Origin of the sequence: Streptomyces niger (assembly GCF_000718305.1) — a bacterium.
GTDB classification, from domain to species: domain Bacteria; phylum Actinomycetota; class Actinomycetes; order Streptomycetales; family Streptomycetaceae; genus Streptomyces; species Streptomyces niger.
This window is the reverse complement of record NZ_JOFQ01000014.1, coordinates 82,680-103,838: the sequence shown is the minus strand read 5'-3', so window position 1 is coordinate 103,838 and position 21,159 is coordinate 82,680. Positions and strand designations below refer to the sequence as shown.

Below are 21,159 nucleotides of genomic sequence, written 5' to 3'. Positions count from 1 at the left end.
TGCGGGAAGAGCGGGTGATATGGGTGCTGGTGTCCGTCGTGCTGGCTGCGCCCGACGCTACGCCAGGTGGCGCACGAGCCGCAGCACGTCCCGCGACCGGGCGGCGGGAACCGGCGGTCGCGCGCACCCCGTACGCGCCCCCGGGGGCCGCGCCCTCAGCCCTCGTGGCGGCGCCGGCTCACGTCCGGGGCGTCGCCCGCATCCGGCTCGCCGCCGTCCCAGCGCGCCCGCGCCATGTCCAGCCGCGGCAGCGTGCGCTCCTCACGGGAGCCGGCGGTGCGCCGGGGTTCCCGCAGCGGCGTGCCCTCCGTGCGGTAGTGCTGCAGCGCGCGCCGCTCGCTGCCCGGCAGCAGGGTGCCGTCGGCGCGGACCACGCGCCACCACGGCACGGCGCCGCCGTACAGCGCCATCGCGCGCCCCACCTGCCGCGGGCCTATCCGGCGCTCGCCACCGCTCGCCTCCGGATGCGCTTCGGGGTGCCCCTCTTCCTCATTGAGGTACTCGGCGACGTCTCCGTAGGTCATCACCCGGCCCGGCGGAATCCGCTCGGCCACGTCGAGCACCCGGTCCGCGTACTCGGGCAACTCGCCGCCCGGGGCGTCGCTCGCGTTCTCTCCGGTCCCACTCATTCGGCCCATCCTGCCGTATGCCACCGACAACGCCCACCGTTCCCCGCCACCCCTGTGGCGGCGCGTGCGCGAAGGGCCGACGCGGCGTACGCTGCGCTTCCCGCGCCCCCGAAATGCACCCTGATGCCCCCCTCCGCACCGAGGCCGTGCCACCATCTTCCGGGCGGTGACTGGTGATACGAGATCAAGAAGAGACGGCTGAGCAGCATCAGGGCGCGGCGCCTCCGAGGGAGGCGGGCGCTCCGGACGCGCTGCCCGGGTCCGGTGGCAGCACCGCCGACAGCCGCCCCGCCGAGGCCGGCACCAGCGCCCCCGACACCGAGCACGAGACCGACGGAACGATCAAGAGGAAGCCGGAGCAGCCGGACCAGCCGGAGAAGACACCGGGACAGCCGCTACAACGGGGAAGGGCTTCCACCACCGACATGGCAAGCACGACCGAGCAGGCCGGACGGGCCGACGTGCCCGAAGGGGCGAGCGCAGCCGCCGGCCGCACTCCGAAGGACGAGCGTCCGCCACCGGGTGCGACGCGCGACGACGCGAGCGGCCAGGACGCCGACAGACCTGGCGGCGCGCAGGACCCCCGTACGCAGCGGACCGACCACCCCGAAGGGGCTGACCACCCGGACGGGGCCGACCACCGCGAGAAGGACGACCGCACCGAGCGGGACGACCGCGCCGTCAAGGGGGACCGGATCGGCGACGAGGGCGTCGGCAGCGAGTTCCACGTCGACCACGTCTCGGGCGACGAGCCCTTGCTGCCCGCCCGCGTGCACCGCCCCTTCGACCTGCTGCGCTTCCTGCTGGGCATCGTGGGGGTCGTGCTGGTCCTGGGGCTGGCGACGTTCGCGCACGGCACCACGCAAGGCCTGGAGAACGACATCGGCAAGGGTGCCGGACAGGCGCCCCAGCTGCTGATCACCTTCGCCGGACTGACCGCGAGCATCGCGGTACTGATCGTTCCGGTGGCGTTCGCGATCGAACGGCTGATCAAACGGGACGGCCTGCGGATCGCCGACGGCGTACTCGCCGCCGTCCTCGCCCACGGGGTGTCGCTCGCGACCGACCTCTGGGTGGCCGAGGCCGCACCGGAGTCCATCCGGGACGCGCTCACCCAGCCGCTGGCCAACGGGGCGATCACCGCCCCCGTGCACAGCTACCTCGCACCGGTCATCGCCTACATGACGGCCGTCGGCATGTCCCGAAGGCCGCGCTGGCGCGTGGCCATGTGGTGCGTGCTGCTGCTCGACGCCTTCGCGGTGCTCGTGGGCCGGTACACCACGCCGTTCGCCATCGTCACCACCGTGCTGATCGGCTACACGGTCGCCTTCGGCACGCTGTACGCGGTCGGCTCCCCGAACGTCCGGCCCACCGGTCAGAACCTCCTCGCCGGCCTGCGCCGGGTCGGTTTCCGGCCGGTCAGCGCGCTGCGCGCGGAGGACACCGCGTACCCGGAACACTCCGACCGGGGCCGCCGGTACATCGTCACGCTGGAGGACGGCCCGCCCATCGACGTGACCGTCGTGGACCGCGAGCAGCAGGCGCAGGGCTTCTTCTACCGCGTGTGGCGCCGGCTCTCGTTGCGCGGCATCAACCAGCGCCGCAGCCTGCAGTCGCTGCGCCAGGCGCTGGAGCAGGAGGCGCTGCTGGCGTACGCGGCGATCGCCGCCGGGGCGAACGCGCCCAAGCTGATCGCCACCTCCGAGCTGGGTCCGGACGCCGTGATGCTCGTGTACGAGCACGTCGGGGGCCGCACCCTGGACGCGCTCGCGGACGAGGAGATCACCGACGAGCTGATGGACAACGCCTGGCAGCAGGTCGCGGCGCTGCAGTCGCGGCGCATCGCGCACCGACGGCTGGTCGGTGACGCGCTCCTGGTGGATCGTTCCGGCACGGTCGTCCTCACCGACCTGCGCGGCGGTGAGATCGCCGCCGGCGACGTGGTGCTGCGGATGGACGTCGCACAGCTGCTCACCACGCTGGGCCTCCGGGTCGGCGCGGAGCGCAGCGTGCAGGTGGCGGTCGAGGTGCTCGGCCCGGACGCGGTGGCGGACAGCCTGCCGCTGCTCCAGCCGATCGCGCTCAGCCGGACGACCAGGGCCACCCTGCGCCATCTGGCCCGGGAGCGGGCCAAGCGGGAGCGTGAGGCGGTGCTGGCGGCCTCACAGGCGGCAAAGGCGGCGAAGGCCGAGGAGGGCCGTACCGACCGCAAGACGCTGCGTGCCGAGAAGAACGCCGAGAAGCGGGCGCTGGACGAGGCGATGGAGGAGGCCCGCGAGGAGGATCTGCTCTCGCAGATCCGCCGCCAGGTGCTGCTGATCCGGCCGACCGCCCCGGTGGAGCCGGCCAAACTGGAGCGGATCAGCCCGCGCACGCTGGTGAGCTGGATCGCGGGCGCGTTCGCCGCGTACTTCCTGCTCTCACAGCTCACCCACGTGAAGTTCGACCAGGTCATCGGCGAGGCGAACTGGGGCTGGGTGGCGACCGCGCTGTTCTTCTCGGCGCTGACCTACATCGCGGCGGCCCTCGCCCTGCTGGGCTTCGTGCCCGAGAAGGTCTCTTTCCTGCGGACGGTGATCGCGCAGGTCGCGGGCAACTTCGTGAAGCTGGTGGCGCCGGCCGCGGTGGGCGGCGTGGCGCTCAACGCCCGTTTCCTGCAGCGGGCCGGCATCCGGCCGGGCCTCGCGGTGGCGAGCGTCGGCGCGTCCCAGCTGTTCGGCCTCGGCAGCCACATCCTGCTGCTGCTGACCTTCGGTTACCTGACCGGCACCGAACGCACGCCCTCGCTCTCGCCGTCCCGCACGGTCATCGCGGGGCTGCTGACGGCGGCGGTGCTGGCCCTGGTGGTCACGGCCATCCCGGCGCTGCGCAAGTTCGTGGTGACCCGGGTGCGGTCGCTGTTCGCCGGTGTGGTGCCGCGCATGCTCGACGTACTGCAGCGCCCGAAGAAGCTGGTCGCCGGCATCGGCGGCATGCTGCTGCTGACGGCCGCGAACGTGATGTGCCTGGACGCCTCGATCCGCGCCTTCGGGGGCGGCGACCAGATCTCCTACGCGAGCATCGCGGTCGTCTTCCTCGCGGGCAACGCGCTCGGCTCCGCGGCGCCCACACCGGGCGGCGTCGGCGCCGTGGAACTGGCCCTGACGGGTCTGCTGACGGCGGCCGGGCTGGGCAGTGACACGGCCCTGTCGGCGGTGCTGCTCTTCCGCCTGATGACGTTCTGGCTGCCGGTGCTGCCGGGCTGGCTGTCGTTCACGTTCCTCACGCGCAAGGGAGCGCTGTGACCCGGCCGGCGTGCCGGTGGACACGGCGCCATGGGCCCCTACGAAGGCGCGCGGTTCGTCCCGCGCGCCTTCGTGCATCGCGAACCGCGCGCCTTCGTGCACAGCGAACCGCGCGCCCTCGTGCATCGCGTTACCGCGCGCCTTCGTACGCTCGGTCAGCTGTCCCAGAAGGGCCGGGCGCGGGCCGCGGCCGCTGCGATCTCCGCGCCGTCCAGGGGCGTGAAGGTGAGGTCCACGCCCAGCAGGGGCCACTCGACCGCCAGCTCGAAGAGCTGCGGCGGGGGCAGCGGCCAGAGCCAGAGCGTGTACTCGCTGTCGATGTTCTCGCCGGAGCTGCCGCCGCCCTCCTCGTTCAGGCTCAGCACCGGCCGCTCCGGGCGCTGCCCGGGCCACTCGTCGTCGTCATCGCGCTCGTCGACGGTGGTCACCACGGAGCCGTCCGCGAAGCGCACCCCGAAGCGCAGCAGACCGTCCGGGTGCCGGCCCTGCGCGGCCGCCTCCTCCGCCGCCGCCACCTGCCACGGGTCGTCGTCGTACCCCCACATCCCGCGGGAGACGAGCGCCCATTCGTCACGGCCCATGCCGGGACGGCGCCGGGCACGCAGTCGGAGCCGGATCTCCACGCCGTCCGCGTAGGCGACGGCCTGGGTCGCGACGATCGCGAGGTGGTCGTTGCGGGCCAGCACCCGCTCCAGTGGCACGATGCCGCCGATGACGTCCTCGGGCGCGTCCTCCCAGGGGACCCGGGTGAACGCCGATTCCTCGTCCGGCTCTTCGTCCCTCGGCCGGGGTGGCGGAAAGAAGTCCATGCGGCCACCGTACGGCGGTGCCTTCGCGCCGCGGTACCGGTTTACGGCGCGGACGGGAGGCTGCCCTACGGGCGCGGCGGAGCGCCGCACCACCGAAGCCTCGCCCCGCGCCCAACATGCGGATGGCCCGTCCGCGATGCGGACGGGCCACCTTGGCGCTCAGCGGGCGCGACCGGTCAGTAGACCGGCTTCTCCGGCTCGATCTGGTTGACCCAGCCGATGACGCCGCCACCGACGTGCACCGCGTCCGAGAAGCCCGCGGACTTCAGGACCGCGAGGACCTCGGCGGAGCGGACACCCGTCTTGCAGTGCAGGACGATCTTCTTGTCCTGCGGCAGGTCCTGGAGGGCGGTACCCATCAGGAACTCGTTCTTCGGGATCAGCTTGGCGCCGGGGATCGAGACGATCTCGTACTCGTTCGGCTCGCGAACGTCGATGATCTCGATCTTCTCGTCGCCGTCGATCATCTCCTTGAGCTGCTTCGGAGTGATCGTCGAGCCGAGCGCCGCCTCCTGGGCCTCGTCCGACACGACGCCGCAGAAGGCCTCGTAGTCGATGAGCTCGGTGACCGTGGCGTTCGGGCCGCAGACCGCGCAGTCCGGGTCCTTGCGGACCTTGACCTGGCGGTAGGTCATCTCCAGCGCGTCGTAGATCATCAGGCGGCCGACCAGCGGGTCGCCGATGCCGGCGAGCAGCTTGATGGCCTCGTTGACCTGGATGGAGCCGATCGAGGCGCACAGCACGCCGAGGACGCCGCCCTCGGCGCAGGAGGGCACCATGCCCGGCGGCGGGGGCTCCGGGTACAGGCAGCGGTAGCAGGGACCGTGCTCGGACCAGAAGACCGAGGCCTGGCCGTCGAAGCGGTAGATCGAACCCCACACGTACGGCTTGTTCAGCAGCACGCAGGCGTCGTTGACCAGGTAACGGGTGGCGAAGTTGTCCGTACCGTCGACGATCAGGTCGTACTGCGCGAAGAGCTCCATGACGTTGGAGGAGTCGAGGCGCTCTTTGTGCAGGTTGACCGTGGTGTACGGGTTGATGCCGAGGACGGTGTCCTTCGCGGACTCCGCCTTGGAGCGGCCGATGTCCGCCTGGCTGTGGATGATCTGGCGCTGCAGGTTCGACTCGTCGACCTCGTCGAACTCCACGATGCCGAGCGTGCCCACGCCCGCCGCGGCCAGGTACATCAGCGCGGGCGAGCCCAGGCCGCCGGCGCCGACACACAGCACCTTGGCGTTCTTCAGCCGCTTCTGCCCGTCCATCCCGACATCGGGGATGATCAGGTGGCGGGAGTACCTGCGGACCTCGTCGACGGTGAGCTCCGAAGCGGGCTCTACCAGGGGTGGCAGCGACACGGGGACTCCGTTGGTCGGTAATTCATGACAGTTGCTCTGCTGGTAACACTGCCACGCCCTTCTTCATTCCGAGACACCAGGTCCGATGCGCGAGACGAATTCGTCCCAGTAACCGGGCAGCGTCTGCCAGGCCGCCCCGCTGCCGGTGTCCCGGCGGTCGGTGAAGAACACGGTGCCGGCGCCCTGCCACCGGGCGATGCGCAGCGCCTCCTCCAGATGCGTACGCGGCACGCCGTGCACCAGGTGGCAGAACCGCTCCGGCGGATGGTCCGCGGTCCACTCCGCCACCTGTGACCAGCGGTATTCCGTCCACGGGCCGGCGAAGGTGACCAGCTGGTCGGCGTTCTCCGCGTACCCGGCGCATGGGTGCTCGCCGTGCCGGAAGACCAGATACGCGTCGTCCGTCAGCGCCCGCAGCGTGGTGGCGACGCGGCGGGTCTCGGCGAGATGTGTCCGCTCCGTGGGACAGCGGTCCAGAATGAAGCCGTCCACCGCGTACCAGTCGAGGTAGCGGTGCGCCTCGGACACCAGCTCGCCGAAGCCGCGGGAGCCGTGCGCCGCGTTCAGGTGGCCCAGCAACCGGGGGCCCGGCCGTCGCCCGCCGGCCGGTCGGTCCGGCCCCGCCGCCCGCAGCCGGGCGACGGCGGCCAGGCAGTGCGGGTCGGGCCGCGAGCCGGGGCCGTCGGCGACGTTCAGCACGGCCCAGTGCAGCGGCCCGCCGCCGTACGGGTGCGGCTCCTCCTGGGCCAGCCGGTGCAGCTCGCCCCACTCGGCCGGGGCGAGCAGCGGATGCCCGTACCCGGGGACCCCCACCCCGAGCGGGCCGGCGCCGCGCGCCGCCTCCAGGCTCGGGGTCGGCGCGGTCAGATGCGACATGCGGCCTCCATCCAGATGTCCGCGAGCGATTCCTCCAGCCCGATGCGCGGGCGCCAGCCGAGCCGGTCGCGGGCGGTGCGGACGTCGGCCTGCTGCCAGCTGCCGCAGCCGTCCGGATACGGAGCGGCGGGCAGACCGCCGGAGTGCTCACCGCTCTGGCCCGGGATCGCGACCCGCGCGGGGGCGTGGCCGCCCGGCGCGAACCCGGGCGGGGTGTCCAGTTCGTGCAGCGCGCCGCCGAACCCGGCGACCCTGGCGAGCACGGCGGCGGCCTCACGCAGTCGTACGGCTTTGCCCGTGCCGATGTTCACCACTCCCTGGGCAGCGGAGAGCGAGGCGGCGTGCACGGCGCGTGCCACGTCGCGTACATCCACGAAGTCGCGCTGCACACCGAGCCCGCCGAGCTTCAGTTCGCCCTCGCCGGACTGGATGGCGCGGCGCATCGCCTCGGCGAGCCGGCCCAGCGGGGATCCGGCCGGCGTACCGGGGCCGACCGGCGAGAAGACCCGCAGCACGACCGCGTCCAGGCCGGAGCCCAGCACCAGTTCGGTCGCGGCGAGCTTGCTCACGCCGTACGGGCCTCCGGGGCGCGGCACCGCGTCCTCGGCGGTGGACGACCCCGGCTGCGAGGGCCCGTATTCGGAGGCGCAGCCGAGGTGCACCAGTCGGGCGCCGCAACCGCTGCGCCTCAGGGACTCGCAGATCGTGGCGACCGCGACGGTGTTGTGCCGGGTCAGGTCGCGGGCGCCGCCGCGCGTCGCGCCGGCGCAGTTGATCACGACGCCGGGGTGCACCGCATCGAGGAAGCGGGTGAGCGCGCCGGGACTGCCCGAGGCCAGGTCGAAGCGGACGTCGGCGTCGTCGCCACGGCCGAGCGCGGTGAGCTGGACGGCCGGATCGGCGAGCAGCCGGTCGGCTACGTGCCGGCCGAGGTACCCATTGGCACCGACGAGCAGAACCCTCATCGCGCGCCCCCCGGTGCTCGGACGGCCGGAACGGCCTGGCGGGCAGCGGCCCGCTCCCGCAGGGCCGGGGCGGCGGCCGGCTTCCGTACGGCCGGTTCACCTACGAGCAATTCTCGTACGGCGTGATGGACGGTCATGTGCGAGGGCTCCTCAGAGGGGGTCGTGAAGGGGTCGAAGGAGTACGGAGCGGGGCGGCGGTGCGCGGCCGGCGACTGCGTGGCTGCGCGGCCGCGCGGGTCAGGGGGCGGTCGCCGCGGACGGGCCGGGCGGCGGGGTGCCGGCGGGGCCGGTGCGGAGCGCGCCGGTGCCGGGCTCCGGGGAGTGCGCCGACGCGCCGGTCAGAGCCCGCAGTCCGTAGGCGAACAGGCCGACCGCGGCGGCGGCGCAGGCGACGGCCGGCACGACGGCGGGGCCCAGCAGTCCGGCCGCCGCCTCCACGGGGCGGGCCACCGCCTCCAGCCCCGGGAGCCGCCCGGCGGGCAGCGTCGCGAGGGCCACGGCCTCCAGCGCGCCGGCCGCGGCGAGCCCGGTGCCCGCGGCTGCCGGGAAGCCGTGAACGGCCAGGAGGCGGGCGAGGAAGAGCAGCACGGAGAGGGCCAGGGCGGCAGTGAAGGAGGCGAGCGCGGGGAGCGACAGCCGGCCGGGGCCGGCCCCGAACGTGCCGGGCAGGAGGGTGGCGGCGGCCAGCAGCGCGGTGACCGCGGCCAGGAAGAGCAGCACGGTGCCGATCAACAGGGGCCGCATCCGGGCCGCGAACTCGCCGAGACCGCGGCTGGCCGCGAGCCGGCGCCGCCCGTGGACCGCGAACCGGCGCGCGCACCAGGCGGCGGGCACCACCGCACAGCACAGCGCGACCGCGGTCGCCGTACCGCCCGGCGTCAGGCCGGGCAGGTGGAGCGGCCGGCCGACGGCCTCCGGGGCCGTGGTGAACAGCGCTTCGAAGGCGGCCGACCAGCCGCCCGTAGGCACGTCGGGGCCGCCGGACTGCAGCAGGTGGAACAGCCGGTCCCCGAAGAGCACGTGACCGGCGAGCCAGCAGGTCCACAGGGCGGCCACCCGGCCGGTACGGTGCGCGCCGCCCAGCGGCCCGCCCCGCAGGCACAGCCGCAGCGCCAGGAAGACGCACGCCGCGCCGACGACGGCCAGCGCAGGGCGGACGTACGAGGCGGGCGCCGGGCCCTGGACCGAGGCGACCGCGACGACGGTGGCCGCGGCCAGCGCGCCGGGCAGCGCCTGCAGGACGGCACGGACCCGGCGGGAGGGCAGCGGTGCCGGGTCCGCGGGGTGCGCGGCGTCGAGGGCGTCGGCGCGCGGCACACGGGCGTAGAGCTCCTCGGCGAGCGAGAAGACGTCGCGGTGCCGGAAGCGGGCGGCCGTCCGGTCGGTCACGCCGTGCGCCTCCAGCCCCGCGGCGATCTCCAGCGGGTCCACGGCGCGTGCGCACAGCTCACGGTGGCGGTGCATCAGCTCCCGTACGGGGTCGGCCGGCCCCCTACGGGGCGGCACCTTCCGAGCGGAGCCCTCTTCGGGGGCGGCGCCGTCTTCGGGGGCGGGGCCCCGGGCAGCGGCCTGAGCGACCTGGGGGTCCTCTTCGTGGGCGGCGATCCGCGTCGCCTCAGGGGTACGTCCGAGACCTGCTTCCCGTGGGGCGACGGTCGCGTCGCCTGCTGAGGCGGCGGCGCTTTCGGCTGCCCTCCCGTCGACGGTGGAGCGGTAGGCCGCCGCTTCATCGCCCACGGCGGCGGTCCCCGCGATCCCGGCGAGCAGCTCGCTGGAGCGGGTGTCCCAGCCTCCGGGGCTGCGCGGGGTCGTGGGCAGGTCGGGCCGGTGCGCTGCCCGGGTCCGGTGTGCGGTCATGCGTCGCCTCCTCCTCTCGTCCGGGCCACGCCGGCCGGCACCCGCGGGCCGGCAGGGTCCGGTCCCGCGGGCGGTCGGGCCCAGCTGGGGGTGTGGCCGCGGTCCTGCGGCCCGGATGCCTGGCCGGCGGCGGACCACGGGCCGGGCAGCTGTGTTTCGGCGGTGCGCGCGAAGAGGCGCGGCGCGCCGTCCACGTCCCGCTCGGCAGGGAGCAGCGGGGTGTGCGCCATCAGCTCCAGGTAGATGCCACGAAATGCCGTGATGTTCTGCTCGACGGTGAACAGTTCGAGTGCGCGGGCGCGCGCCGCCGCGCCCAGCCGGGCTCGCCGCGCCGGGTCGCCCAGCAGCGCGACGCAGGCCTCGGCCAGCGCCCGGGGGTTGCGCGGCGGTACGACCAGGCCCGTGCCGCCGATGGCTTCGCAGACCGCGCCCACGTCCGTGGACACCGTGGCCCGGCCGCAGAACATCGCCTCCACCAGCGTCCTCGGGAAGCCGCCGACGACGCTGGAGAGCACCGACACCGCGCCCGCTTCGTAGGCGTCGGCCTGGTGCGGCAGGCCGGGATCGCCGATCTCCTCGAACGACACCGGGCTCTCGCCGACCGTGACCGCGTCGGCGGCCTCGTCCGGGAAGAGCTGCGCGGCCAGCGCTCGGCAGTGCGCGAGGTAGGCGGCCGGCTCCGGTCCCTCGGCGGGGGAGCCGATGATGCGCAGGGTCGCCTCCGGTTCGGCCGCACGGACGCGGGCGAAGGCGTGCAGCAGCCCGATGAGGTCCTTCTCGGGTTCGACGGTCCCGACCCACACCAGGGCCTTGGAGCCGTCGGCGGCGGCGTCCGGGACGGCGGCGAACGGCCCGGCGTCCATGCCCGGGTAGACCGTGCGGAGCCGGTCGCGGGGCGCGCCGCACCGCTCCTGCCAGCGGCGGATGCGGGTGTTGCCGGGGGTGATCAGATCGGCGGCGCGGTACGTCTCCGTGGCCAGCGCGGCCTCGAAGGCGGCCAGCAGGGCGTGCACGGGCGTGCTGAGCGGCGCGGCGCCGCGTGCGAGGTAGTGCTCGCGCAGCCGTACGCCGTACTCCGTGACCAGGAGCGGAGTGTTGCAGAAGCGTTTGGCCAGCAGTCCGGCGAGCGCCGCCGGGCCGCCGCTCGTGACGTGGCAGAGGTCGACCCCGCCGAGCCCTCGGTCCTCTTGCCCCCCATCCTGGGTGTCCTCGTGCCGCCCGCCCTCCCCGTCGCCGTACCAGTCCAGCGACAGCGGGCGCAGCGCGACCTCCAGCGCCTCGGTGACGGCCAGCAGGTCGCTCACCTGGGCGGCGCGCGCGGCGGCCGGGGCGCCGGGGGCTCGACAGGCCGCTTCGAGGGCGCGAACGGCCGTCTCGGAGCGGAGCAGTTCGGGGAGGTGGCCGTCGCCGCGGGCAAGATCGGCGAGGCCGTACAGACCGGCGGCGAAACGGTCCGCCTGCGGCCCGGCGCCGCCGCTCACGGCAGCTCCGCCGCGGACCTCCACCGCCTTCGCAGCCTTCGCCGGCCTGTCCGGCGGCTCGACGGGCGCGCCGCAGAACGCCGCCGTGAGGTCCGCGAAGTGCCGGGCGAAGCGCCTGCGCACGCGGCGTCCCGCGCGGACCCGGGCGCCGGCCGGCCACCAGCGGTACGCGTCGGGCAACTCGCCCCACAGCGGGGCCGTACGCGCCGGGTGGCCCCGCTCCGGCAGCCCCTGCGGGCCGGACTGCGGCGCGGTACCCCGGTCGAGCGCGTACACCTCGAAGTCGTGACCGGTGAGCCCGCGCACGAGCCGGTCGCACCAGGCACGCGTCTCACCACACGCATACGCGTCGCCACTCTCGGTGAGCAGACCTATGCGCACAAGTGCACCCCCGTTCCTCGGATCGGCGACCTTCCGGACGGTGGCCGGATTCGGCACCGCCTGCGCCCCGACGCTACGCAGAAGCACCGGTGGCGCGACGGACGGTTGTCCATCGCGCCACCAAAAGGGGTGAAGGGGCGTAACTTTCCGCCGAATGCGACGTTCGGATGCGCTACGTGCACACCGCGCTACAGGGAGTGTCGACCACCCGGGCGACGGCCCGGCGTCGCGGACGTGCCGCGCGTCAGCCGGTCGGGAAAGGCCAGGCGTTCGGGCGGCAGGTGACGCCGTCCGTGCTCAGGAACTTGGTCTGCTGCATCATCACGGGCGCGAGCGCTCCCTGGTGGTGACAGCCCTCGTGGTCGTGGCCCAGCCGGTGCCCCACCTCGTGGTTGATCAGCATCTGCCGGTACGCGTACATCTTGTCGGGGCCGTACGTCTTGGCGCCGCGCGCCCACCGGTATGCGTTGATCATCACGCGCTCGGTCGCGGCGGAGTCACAGGAGACGCGCTCCTGGCTGGTGTCCAGGCCGGACTTGGCGCACCACTCGTCCGTCGTGCCCGGGCTCGCCAGAGTGATCACGAAGTCCGCCTTGCCCGAGGCGACGCGCTCGAACGTCCGCTGCCCTCCGTGCGCCCAACTGCGCGCGTCGTTCAGCGTCTTGTGCACCGCCTCGGCGAACAGGTCACCGTCCAACCCGAGCCCGTCCTCCACGTCGACGCGGTAGCGCACCACGTGGCCGCGCCCCGGCGCCGCGGCGGCGCCGCCGGCCGGCCGGAAGGTCCCCGGCCCCTTCAGGTCGGCCGCGAGCGGGTAGAGCCTGGACATCTTGGCGGCGTACGTGGCGGGCGCGGCGGTGTGCCCGGCGTGCGGGCCCGCGGTGCCGGCGTCCGCTTGCGGGGCGGCGTTCCCGCCGCTCGCCGGCGCTCCTTCTTCGGCGCCGTTCTTGCGGGCATCGGCGACCTGGCCCGCGACCACCACCGCGAGCACGGTGGTCACCGCGGCGGCGGCCACTCCGGTGAAGGTGCGCCCCTTGGCGCCGCGCCGCCGGGCGGGAGCGTCCTCGGGCGGCTCTTCGTCCGCGAACTCCGCTTCGTATGCGGCGAGTCCCTCGTCACCCTCGGGAGAGGAGGGCGCGGAGGGCCCGAGAGGCGAGCCCGGCGCCCTCCGTGAACCCGGCGCTGCCCCCGGAGGCGGCGCGGGCGCGGCGGGCGGGCCCCCCACCGGAGGCTGCGCCCCCTTCGGGGGACGCGGTGCGGGCGGGCCATCGGGGGCGGCGCCCGACGCACCCGCCGCGAAGAGGTCGTCGTCGGCGAAGGCGTCCAGGTACTCCTGGCGCGGACCCGGCCGGCGGCCACCCGGATCGACCGGCGTGCCGAGCACGCCGGGGCGCCCGCCGCCCGTACCGCGCTGGTGCGGCACCAACGGAGGCCCCGGGGCGAGCGGGGCCTGCGGGGGGCGCGGGGCGACGGTGTCCTCATGGTGGGCCGGATGACCGCCACGTACCGGAGGGGCCTCCGCGAGCCCCTCCTCTCCGCGCCGCCGCCGGCGGCCCCTGCCGGGGTCCGCGTCGGGTCGGGGGCCCGGGGCGCCGCCCTGGGCGTCCGCGGCCGTCCAGGGCGGCGGTCCGGCCGCGGCCCGGCCGTCCGCGGCGGCGGTCTCCGTGGTGTCGGCGGGCCCGTCCGGAATTCGGCGGCTATGGCGTCCCACTCGGCCCGTCAGCTCCTGTTCGCATCGGCGGTGGTGTCTCCCGTCGCGCCGTCCGCGCCGCCCTCCGGAGGGGCGGCGCCGCCGCGGGTGTCCGGCGTCGTGCGACCCTCCGGGCTCTCGGAGGCCGCGTGATCGGTGTCGTCGAGCAGCTCGCGGACCGCGCGGGCCACGGTCGGCGGGTACTCCATCATCGCGACGTGGCCCGCCTCGGGGATCGTGAGCAGACGGGAGCCCCGGAAGGCCGCGGCGGCCCTGCGGGCCATCCTGAAGGAGACCAGCCGGTCCCGCCCGCCGTAGATGAGCAGGGTGGGCGCGAGGACGCGTTCCGCCTGCCGCCACAGGTTGTGCTGGCCGCCGATCGTGTAGGCGCTGACGATGCCGCGTGAGGCGCGCTCCATCACCTCCCAGAAGTACGGGAGTTCCAGCCGGCGTGCGGTCTCCTCGACCGCCGCCGCCACCTCTTCGGGCGTGGCCTTCCCGGGATCCCCGTAGCAGAGGGCCAGCACCTCACGGGTGCGGCGCTCGGCCGTCCAGTCCCGGGTGAGGCGGCTGAAGAGGCCGGTCACGCCGGGGAGCGCCAGCAGCCCCGTGGGCAGCGCGCTGAGCTGCGGCCGCAGTTCGGGGAGGGCGGGCGAGACCAGCGTCAGGGTCCGTACGAGGTCCGGGCGGACCGCCGCGACCCGGGTGGCGACCGCGCCGCCCATGGAGTTGCCGATGAGGTGCACGGGGCCGCGGCCGCGGTGCTCCAGGTACCGGATGACCGTGCGGGCCTGGCCGCTGATGGAGTAGTTGCCGTCGTCCGGGGGCGGGGAGTCGCCGAAGCCGGGGAGGTCCAGCGCTTCGCCGTCCACCCGGTCGGCGAGCAGCGACATCAGGGCCGACCAGTTCTGCGACGAGCCGCCGAGGCCGTGGACGTACAGGGCGGGCGGCAGCCCCTCGCGCACCCTGGCAGGCGCGCGCACACTGAGCGTCACGCCCCGCAGGCTCACGCTGCGCAGCGTCTCCTCGGCGCCCACATACGGGCCCGGCCCCCCGGGCGGCACCGGGAGCGCGGTTCGGGTGTCCGGCGGCTCCGTGGAAGACATGCGTCGATGTTACGAGACGATCACACCCCTTCCGGTGTGTTCGCCATCACACGTCTCTCGCGTCACGCTTGACATCGCGCAGGACGGGCACCGCGCCTCTGGAACGACGGGCCCGGGGAGGGCGCCACCCGTTCGCGGCGCGTACCACGTCGCGCCGGGCATCGCCCTCTCATAGGCTCGTGTAAAGGACGCTCGCCCAGGAAAGGGGAGCCACCATGCCAGTCGACCCCACAGATCCGGATACCTTCGACGAGGACGAGGCGGCCGAAATGGACGTGGAAGCACCGGAGGCGGACGCCCAGGAGCAGCTGACCGAGCTCGCTCCCCACCACGACGACGCGCTGACCGGCGGCGATCCCGACGCAGCGAACGAGGCGGACCGCGCGGAACAGGCCCGGACGGTCGAGCTCGACGAAGACGATTACCGGTGACCTGAGCCGGTATGTCGGCTTCCCGCAGACCCCGGGCGGATAAATTCTCGGTCCGGACCGCGCACAGCCTCGTTACCCAAAAGTACGATGGCGGGCGCGGTGCACCGGGCTGTGTGCATCTCGAACGGAACGACACTGGGAGGCGGCGTGAGCGCCATCGAGCAGACAGAGGCCGCGCGCCCTCGGGGCACGCGCCTGCCGCGCCGGGCGCGGCGCAACCAGCTCCTGGGCGCTGCACAGGAAGTCTTCGTGGCACAGGGGTACCACGCTGCGGCGATGGACGACATCGCCGAGCGGGCCGGCGTCAGCAAGCCGGTGCTCTACCAGCACTTCCCCGGCAAGCTCGACCTCTACCTCGCGCTGCTGGACCAGCACTGCGAGGCGCTGCTGCACTCGGTGCGGACGGCCCTGGCCTCCACCACCGACAACAAGCAGCGGGTCGCCGCGACCATGGACGCGTACTTCGCGTACGTGGAGGACCCGGGCGGCGCGTTCCGGCTGGTGTTCGAGTCCGACCTGACGAACGAGACGGCTGTCCGCGAGCGCGTGGACAAGGTCTCGCTGCAGTGCGCCGAGGCGATCAGCGACGTGATCGCGGAGGACACCGGGCTCTCCAAGGAGGAGTCCATGCTGCTCGCGGTGGGCCTGGGCGGAGTGTCCCAGGTCGTCGCGCGGTACTGGCTCTCCAGCGAGCGGACGGTGCCGCGCGACACGGCGGTGCAGCTGCTGACCTCGCTGGCCTGGAAGGGCATCGCGGGCTTCCCGCTGCACGGCGTCGAAGGCCACTGAGGGACCGCGGGGGCCGCACGCGCTCGCTGCGGGCATGCTCCGTGTTCGCTGCGGGCGTGCTCCGTGACGTCCTGTGCGTCCCCGTACCGGGCTAATGTGTGCTGCGTACGGCGCGGATCGTCGCGCACCCCGCCCCCTGGTCGGACCGGGGGGACCGAGACCGTCGGAGGGACATAAGCCGTGGAGGTCAAGATCGGCGTGCAGCACGCGCCCCGCGAGATCGTCCTGGAGAGCTCGCAGTCTGCCGAGGAGGTCGAGAGCGCGGTCTCCGCTGCGCTGGGCGGCAAGTCGCAGCTGCTGAGCCTGGAGGACGAACACGGCCGCAAGGTTCTGGTGCCGGCGGACCGCCTGGCCTACGTCGAGCTCGGCGAGCCGGCCGGGCGCAAGGTGGGCTTCGGCGCGCTGTAGGACGCTGCCGCAGCACAGCACGCATGACGGGCGGCGGCCCGGGGAGACGGTTCCCCGGGCCGCCGCCCGTTGTGCGTGGCGCGCTCCCTGGCGCACTCCCCCACCACCGCACGATGTCGGCCACTTTCCCCTGGTCAGGACAGTGATCGCACCTTTGTCCGGCCCGGCACGATTGCCCGCGGCACCCCTTGGGTACGACGGCCCACGAACGACAGTGACACCGCCGTGACACAACGGCGTCATCGCGCGGGAGGGGAAACATGATCTTCGAAGTGCTCGGCTCCGCGGTCCTGGGCCTCGCCATCGCCCTCGCCGCCGTGCGGAGGCTGCCCGGCCGCTTCCCGACACGCAGCCTGACGCTGGCCACGGGGCCCGGCGCGGCCGTCTTCGGGGCGCTGCTGGCCCACACGGTCCTCGGCCCCGGGTGGGCCCCCGCGGTGCTGCTCGTGGCCGTGGGCGTGTGCGCAGCGCTGCTCTCGCTGCTGCTGCGTCCCGGAGCCCGGCCGGCCCGTCGACTGCAAGGGTCGGCGCCCGCCTGAGAGGCCGCGGGAGGCCCGGCCACCGCCCGGTGAGGACTCCACCGCGGACGGACCGTGAGGGCGCTTTCCGGCCGATGTACGGACGGAGAAACGGCGCAATACGCACCGTGGGCCCCGCACCGTTCCGGACGGTGCGGGGCCCACGGGTGAGCATCCTCATACGGGCCGGGCGAGCGACCCCGGGGGGCGGGCGGGACAGCCGACCGGCCGGCCCCGCGTCAGCGCCTCAGGCGGCCAGGCCCAGCGCGGCCATCCGCTTCGTGTGCGCCTCGGTGATGCGCGAGAACATCCGGCCGACCTCCGCCAGGTCGAAGCCGTCGGCGACCCCGCCGACCAGCATCGTCGACAGCGCGTCGCGCTCCGCGACCACCCGCTGCGCCTGGGAGAGCGCCTCGCCCATCAGGCGGCGCGCCCACAGCGCGAGCCGGCCGCCGACCCGCGGGTCGGCCTCGATGGCGGCGCGGACCTTCTCCACGGCGAAGGAGGCGTGCCCTGTGTCATCCAGCACACCGAGCACCAGCTCCTTGGTGTCGGAGTCCAGCCGGGCCGCCACCTCGCGGTAGAAGTCGCTGGCGATGGAGTCGCCGACATACGCCTTGACCAGGCCTTCCAGCCAGTCCGACGGGGCGGTCTGGCGGTGGAACTCGTCCAGTGCCGCGACGAACGGCTCCATGGCCGCGCTGGGCTCCGCGTCGATCTGCGCGAGCCGCTCCCGCAGCCGCTCGAAGTGGTGGAACTCCGCCGACGCCATCTTCGCCAGCTCCGCCTTGTCGTCCACGGTGGAGGCCAGCTTGGCGTCCTCGGCCAGCCGCTCGAAAGCGGCCAGCTCGCCGTACGCGAGGGCGCCGAGCAGGTCGATGACCGCGGCGCGGTACTGCGGGTCGGCGGCCGCCTGCTCCCAGGTCTGAGCGGCGATGCCGGTGGGCTCGTCGGGCGTGGCGGTGGCGTTGTCAGGCGTCTCCATGGAGCGCACAATAGCCCGCTCCGCAACCCGGGGAAGGGCCTGGTCAGCCACTCGGGTCCCACCCGACCGAACGATTGCCCGGACACACATGCGCTCATCCGGGGTATGGTGGTAATGAGCCCGCCGACTATCGGTGGGCCTGCCACGCATGCGGATGCCCGGTCGGTGGCCCGATCGGCTCCAATACCCGACCGCCCTCTGTTGTGGCGCGTACGAGACGTACGCGCGGCAGGAGGGACACCGCTCGCGGCACGAGCGCCTGAGCGAAGGCAGTGGTCCCGCGCCATCCGGCCCTAGGAGGCCGGGCCGCGCCGAGTACGACCCCGTACGACGGCGAGAAGGCACGGTTGATCCCCTTCGACGCCTCGCGCCGCGACTCACAGAAGAGGCAAGCATCCTGTCTACGTTCCGAGACCTCGGGATCCTCCCCGAGACCGCCGAAGCCCTTGAGGCCGTCGGCATCACGACTCCGTTCCCCATCCAGGCCATGACCCTGCCGGTCGCCCTCTCGGGCTCCGACGTCATCGGCCAGGCCAAGACCGGCACCGGCAAGACCCTCGGCTTCGGTCTCCCCCTCCTGGAGCGCGTCACCGTCCCCGCCGACGTCGAGTCGGGCCGGGCGAAGCCCGAGCAGCTGACCGACGCGCCGCAGGCGCTGGTCGTCGTCCCCACCCGCGAGCTGTGCCAGCAGGTCACCAACGACCTGCTGACCGCCGGCAAGGTCCGTAACGTCCGCGTGCTCGCGATCTACGGCGGCCGCGCGTACGAGCCCCAGGTCGAGGCGCTCAACAAGGGCGTCGACGTCGTCGTCGGCACCCCGGGCCGCCTGCTGGACCTGGCGGGCCAGAAGAAGCTGAACCTCTCCCAGGTCCGCGCCCTGGTCCTGGACGAGGCCGACGAAATGCTCGACCTCGGCTTCCTGCCGGACGTCGAGAAGATCATCGAGCAGCTGCCCGTCAAGCGGCAGACCATGCTGTTCTCCGCGACCATGCCCGGCCAGGTCATCTCGCTGGCCCGGCGCTACATGTCGCAGCCGACCCACATCAGCGCCACCTCGCCCGACGACGAGGGCGCGACGGTCGCCAACACCACCCAGCACGTCTTCCGCGCGCACTCCATGGACAAGCCGGAAATGGTCTCGCGCATCCTGCAGGCCGAGGGCCGCGGGCTTGCGATGATCTTCTGCCGCACCAAGCGCACCGCGGCCGACATCGCCGACCAGCTCGCGCGGCGTGGCTTCGCCTCCGGCGCGGTCCACGGCGACCTCGGCCAGGGCGCCCGCGAGCAGGCGCTGCGCGCCTTCCGCAACGGCAAGGTCGACGTCCTCGTCTGCACCGATGTCGCGGCGCGCGGCATCGACGTCGAGGGTGTGACGCACGTCATCAACTACCAGACGCCCGAGGACGAGAAGACCTACCTGCACCGCATCGGCCGTACGGGCCGCGCGGGCGCCAAGGGCACCGCGGTCACGCTGGTCGACTGGGACGACATCCCCCGCTGGCAGCTGATCAACAAGGCGCTGGACCTGTCGTTCAACGACCCGGAGGAGACCTACTCCACCTCCGCGCACCTCTACGAGCTGCTGAACATCCCCGAGGGCACCAAGGGTGTCCTGCCGCGCTCGGAGCGCACCCGTGCGGGCCTGGCGGCCGAGGAGGTCGAGGACCTCGGCGAGACCGGCGGCCGCGGCCGCGGCGCGCGCCGGGGCGGCCGGGAGCGCGAGGAGGAGCGTCCGGAGCGCACGCGTACGCCGCGCAAGCGTCGCCGTACCCGCAACGGCGCCCCGGTCGAGGCCGGTGCCGAGGCCGGCACCGAAGCCGGTGCCGAAGCCGGCACCGCCCCGAAGGCCGCCGAGGCCGCGGCCGACACCGCCGAGGGCGCCCCGCGCCAGCTGCGCCGCCGCCGGCGCACCCGCAGCAGCGCCTCCGCCGCCACGTCCGCCGCCGCGACGGCCCCCGCCGCCACCGCGCACGCCGTGGCCGAGCCGGCGCCGGCCCCCGCCGAGAAGGCGACGGCCGCGGTGGACACCGCCGAGGCCGCGAACGTGCCGGCCCAGGGTGCCGGCCCGGACACCGCGCAGGAGGCGCCGGCCAAGCCGCGCCGCCGCCGCAGCCGGGGCACCCGCGCCGCGCAGAGCACGGCTCCCGAGGCGGCCGTGACCGCCCCCGTCGAGGACCGGGCGCCCGTCGACAAGGCCCCTGCCCCCGCCCGGATCGCCAAGGCTCCGGCGCCCCGGCGCCCGGTCGTGGTCAAGGAGGACACCTCGGTGGGCTTCCAGCCGAGGCCGCGGTGGACACCGCCGAGGGCACCCTGCCCACCGACACGGCGACCGACGAGGGCCGAGGCCGCGGTGGACACCGCCGAGGGCACCCTGCCCACCGACACGGCGACCGACGAGGCCCCCGCCAAGCCCCGCCGCACCCGCAAGACCGCCGCCAAGAAGACCACCGCGGCGGCCGAAGCGGCCACCGGGGACGGCGCGACGGATGAGGTTCCGGCCAAGCCGCGCCGCACCCGCAAGACCGCGGCGAAGAAGCCGGCAGCCGCTGCCGAGGCCGCGTCGGAGGGCTGATCCGCAGGCCACCGACGGCCCCGTACCGCTCAGGCGGTGCGGGGCCGTGGTCGTGCGGGCGGCGGGGCCGGCGGCGGAGGCCATCTTTCCGGCACCCGCCTGTCACCCGTCCCGGATAGCCTCGGGTCCATGAGTAGGCCTCCGTTCCTTGAGCTGCCGGCGTGTGCCGGTGCGTACCGTCTCGCGACCGGGCGGGGTGAGTTCGCGGTGCACGACGCGCGTCCCGACGGTCCGGTGCGCGGCACCGTCCTGCTGGTACCGGGCTTCACCGGCAGCAAGGAGGACTTCCTCCCGCTGCTCGCACCGCTGGCGGCGGCGGGGTACCGCGCCGTGGCCGTGGACGGCAGAGGCCAGTACGAGTCACCCGGGCCGCGCGCGGAACAGGCTTACGCGCAGGCCGAGTTGGCACAGGACATCGCGGCGCAGGCGGCCGCGCTGGACGCCGGCCCGGTGCATCTGCTGGGCCATTCGCTCGGCGGACTGCTGGCGCGGGCCGCGGTGCTCGACGACGCCGCGCCGTACCGCTCGCTGACCCTGATGAGCTCCGGTCCCGCCGCGGTCGCCCCCGAGCAGCGGGCCCGCGCCAAGATGCTCATCGACGCGCTGACCACGATGACCATGGAGGCCGTCTGGCAGGCGATGCGGGAGCTGGACCCGCCGGAGGCGGCGGGCGAGACCACCCCGCCGGAGATCGCCGAGTTCCTGCACCGCCGCTGGCTGGGCACCGTGCCGGAGCAGCTGATCGGCACGGCGCGGCAGATAGCGGGCGAGCCGGACCGGGTGGCCGCGCTGGCCGCCGTACCGCTGCCCAAGCACGTGCTGTCCGGCGTCGTGGACTACGCCTGGCCGGTGCCGCTGATGGACGAGATGGCCGAGCGGCTCGGCGCGCGCCGTACCGTCATCACGGGCGCGGAGCACTCCCCCAACGTCGAGCGGCCGGCGGAGACGGCGGCGGCCCTGGTGTCCTTCTGGAACGAGGCCGGGGACGGTGCCGGGCAGGGTGACGCGCAGTAGGGCGTACGC

The 21,159-nt window shown here is 74.2% G+C and carries 17 protein-coding genes; 7 read left to right on the top strand and 10 right to left on the bottom strand.

Annotated features, from left to right (window positions below):
* Positions 1–155: 155 nt before the first annotated feature.
* Positions 156–629, bottom strand: coding sequence for an MGMT family protein (locus IF20_RS25785; protein ID WP_052867717.1), 474 nt, complete (start codon positions 627–629; stop codon positions 156–158).
* A 425-nt stretch (positions 630–1,054) separates the two neighbouring features.
* Between IF20_RS25785 and IF20_RS25780 the strand changes: the two genes are divergently transcribed.
* Entirely contained in the window at positions 1,055–3,913 is a 2,859-nt protein-coding gene (locus tag IF20_RS25780) for a lysylphosphatidylglycerol synthase transmembrane domain-containing protein (protein WP_234426819.1), read from the top strand.
* Positions 3,914–4,068: 155 nt separating this feature from the next.
* Here the strand turns inward: IF20_RS25780 and IF20_RS25775 are convergent, their stop codons facing one another.
* The 8 genes from IF20_RS25775 to IF20_RS25740 form a co-directional block, all read right to left on the bottom strand.
* Complete coding sequence (locus tag IF20_RS25775; protein ID WP_052867715.1) at positions 4,069–4,722, bottom strand: hypothetical protein; 654 nt, start codon at positions 4,720–4,722, stop codon at positions 4,069–4,071.
* Positions 4,723–4,898: 176 nt separating this feature from the next.
* Positions 4,899–6,077, bottom strand: coding sequence for an adenylyltransferase/sulfurtransferase MoeZ (moeZ, locus tag IF20_RS25770; protein WP_052867714.1), 1,179 nt, complete (start codon positions 6,075–6,077; stop codon positions 4,899–4,901).
* Between the two features lie 63 nt (positions 6,078–6,140).
* Positions 6,141–6,953: a spherulation-specific family 4 protein gene (locus IF20_RS25765; protein ID WP_052867713.1), complete on the bottom strand. Its 813-nt coding sequence runs from the start codon at positions 6,951–6,953 to the stop codon at positions 6,141–6,143.
* A complete protein-coding gene (locus IF20_RS25760) occupies positions 6,941–7,918 on the bottom strand; it encodes an NAD-dependent epimerase/dehydratase family protein (protein WP_052867712.1) in 978 nt (325 codons plus the stop codon). The genes IF20_RS25765 and IF20_RS25760 overlap by 13 nt, the downstream gene beginning before the upstream one ends.
* Before the next feature lie 237 nt (positions 7,919–8,155).
* Positions 8,156–9,775, bottom strand: a complete 1,620-nt coding sequence (locus tag IF20_RS25755; protein WP_199896738.1) for a hypothetical protein — start codon at positions 9,773–9,775, stop codon at positions 8,156–8,158.
* On the bottom strand, positions 9,772–11,637 hold the full coding sequence (locus IF20_RS25750) for a glycosyltransferase (protein WP_052867711.1): 1,866 nt from the start codon (positions 11,635–11,637) through the stop codon (positions 9,772–9,774). The genes IF20_RS25755 and IF20_RS25750 overlap by 4 nt, the downstream gene beginning before the upstream one ends.
* A 244-nt stretch (positions 11,638–11,881) precedes the next feature.
* Positions 11,882–13,348 carry a DUF3152 domain-containing protein gene (locus IF20_RS25745; RefSeq protein ID WP_052867710.1) on the bottom strand — a complete coding sequence of 489 codons (1,467 nt, stop codon included), beginning with the start codon at positions 13,346–13,348 and terminating at the stop codon, positions 11,882–11,884.
* A gap of 8 nt (positions 13,349–13,356) precedes the next feature.
* Positions 13,357–14,433 carry an alpha/beta fold hydrolase gene (locus tag IF20_RS25740; protein WP_110944543.1) on the bottom strand — a complete coding sequence of 359 codons (1,077 nt, stop codon included), beginning with the start codon at positions 14,431–14,433 and terminating at the stop codon, positions 13,357–13,359.
* A gap of 215 nt (positions 14,434–14,648) precedes the next feature.
* Here IF20_RS25740 and IF20_RS25735 point away from each other — a divergent pair, with 215 nt between their 5' ends.
* From IF20_RS25735 to IF20_RS25720, 4 genes are all read left to right on the top strand, one after another.
* Positions 14,649–14,864 carry a hypothetical protein gene (locus IF20_RS25735; protein ID WP_052867709.1) on the top strand — a complete coding sequence of 72 codons (216 nt, stop codon included), beginning with the start codon at positions 14,649–14,651 and terminating at the stop codon, positions 14,862–14,864.
* Positions 14,865–15,011: 147 nt separating this feature from the next.
* Entirely contained in the window at positions 15,012–15,653 is a 642-nt protein-coding gene (locus tag IF20_RS25730; protein WP_052867708.1) for a TetR/AcrR family transcriptional regulator, read from the top strand.
* 180 nt (positions 15,654–15,833) lie between these two features.
* Positions 15,834–16,061, top strand: coding sequence for a DUF3107 domain-containing protein (locus IF20_RS25725; protein ID WP_052867707.1), 228 nt, complete (start codon positions 15,834–15,836; stop codon positions 16,059–16,061).
* Between the two features lie 260 nt (positions 16,062–16,321).
* A complete protein-coding gene (locus IF20_RS25720) occupies positions 16,322–16,600 on the top strand; it encodes a hypothetical protein (protein ID WP_052867706.1) in 279 nt (92 codons plus the stop codon).
* A gap of 226 nt (positions 16,601–16,826) precedes the next feature.
* Here IF20_RS25720 and IF20_RS25715 read toward each other — a convergent pair whose 3' ends face one another.
* Entirely contained in the window at positions 16,827–17,564 is a 738-nt protein-coding gene (locus IF20_RS25715) for a ferritin-like fold-containing protein (RefSeq protein ID WP_052867705.1), read from the bottom strand.
* 487 nt (positions 17,565–18,051) lie between these two features.
* Here IF20_RS25715 and IF20_RS25710 point away from each other — a divergent pair, with 487 nt between their 5' ends.
* Positions 18,052–20,136: a DEAD/DEAH box helicase gene (locus IF20_RS25710; RefSeq protein WP_234426818.1), complete on the top strand. Its 2,085-nt coding sequence runs from the start codon at positions 18,052–18,054 to the stop codon at positions 20,134–20,136.
* A gap of 129 nt (positions 20,137–20,265) precedes the next feature.
* The gene (locus IF20_RS25705; protein ID WP_052867704.1) at positions 20,266–21,150 is read left to right on the top strand and encodes an alpha/beta fold hydrolase; all 885 of its coding nucleotides are present in this window, start codon (positions 20,266–20,268) and stop codon (positions 21,148–21,150) included.
* The last annotated feature ends 9 nt before the right edge of the window (positions 21,151–21,159 follow it).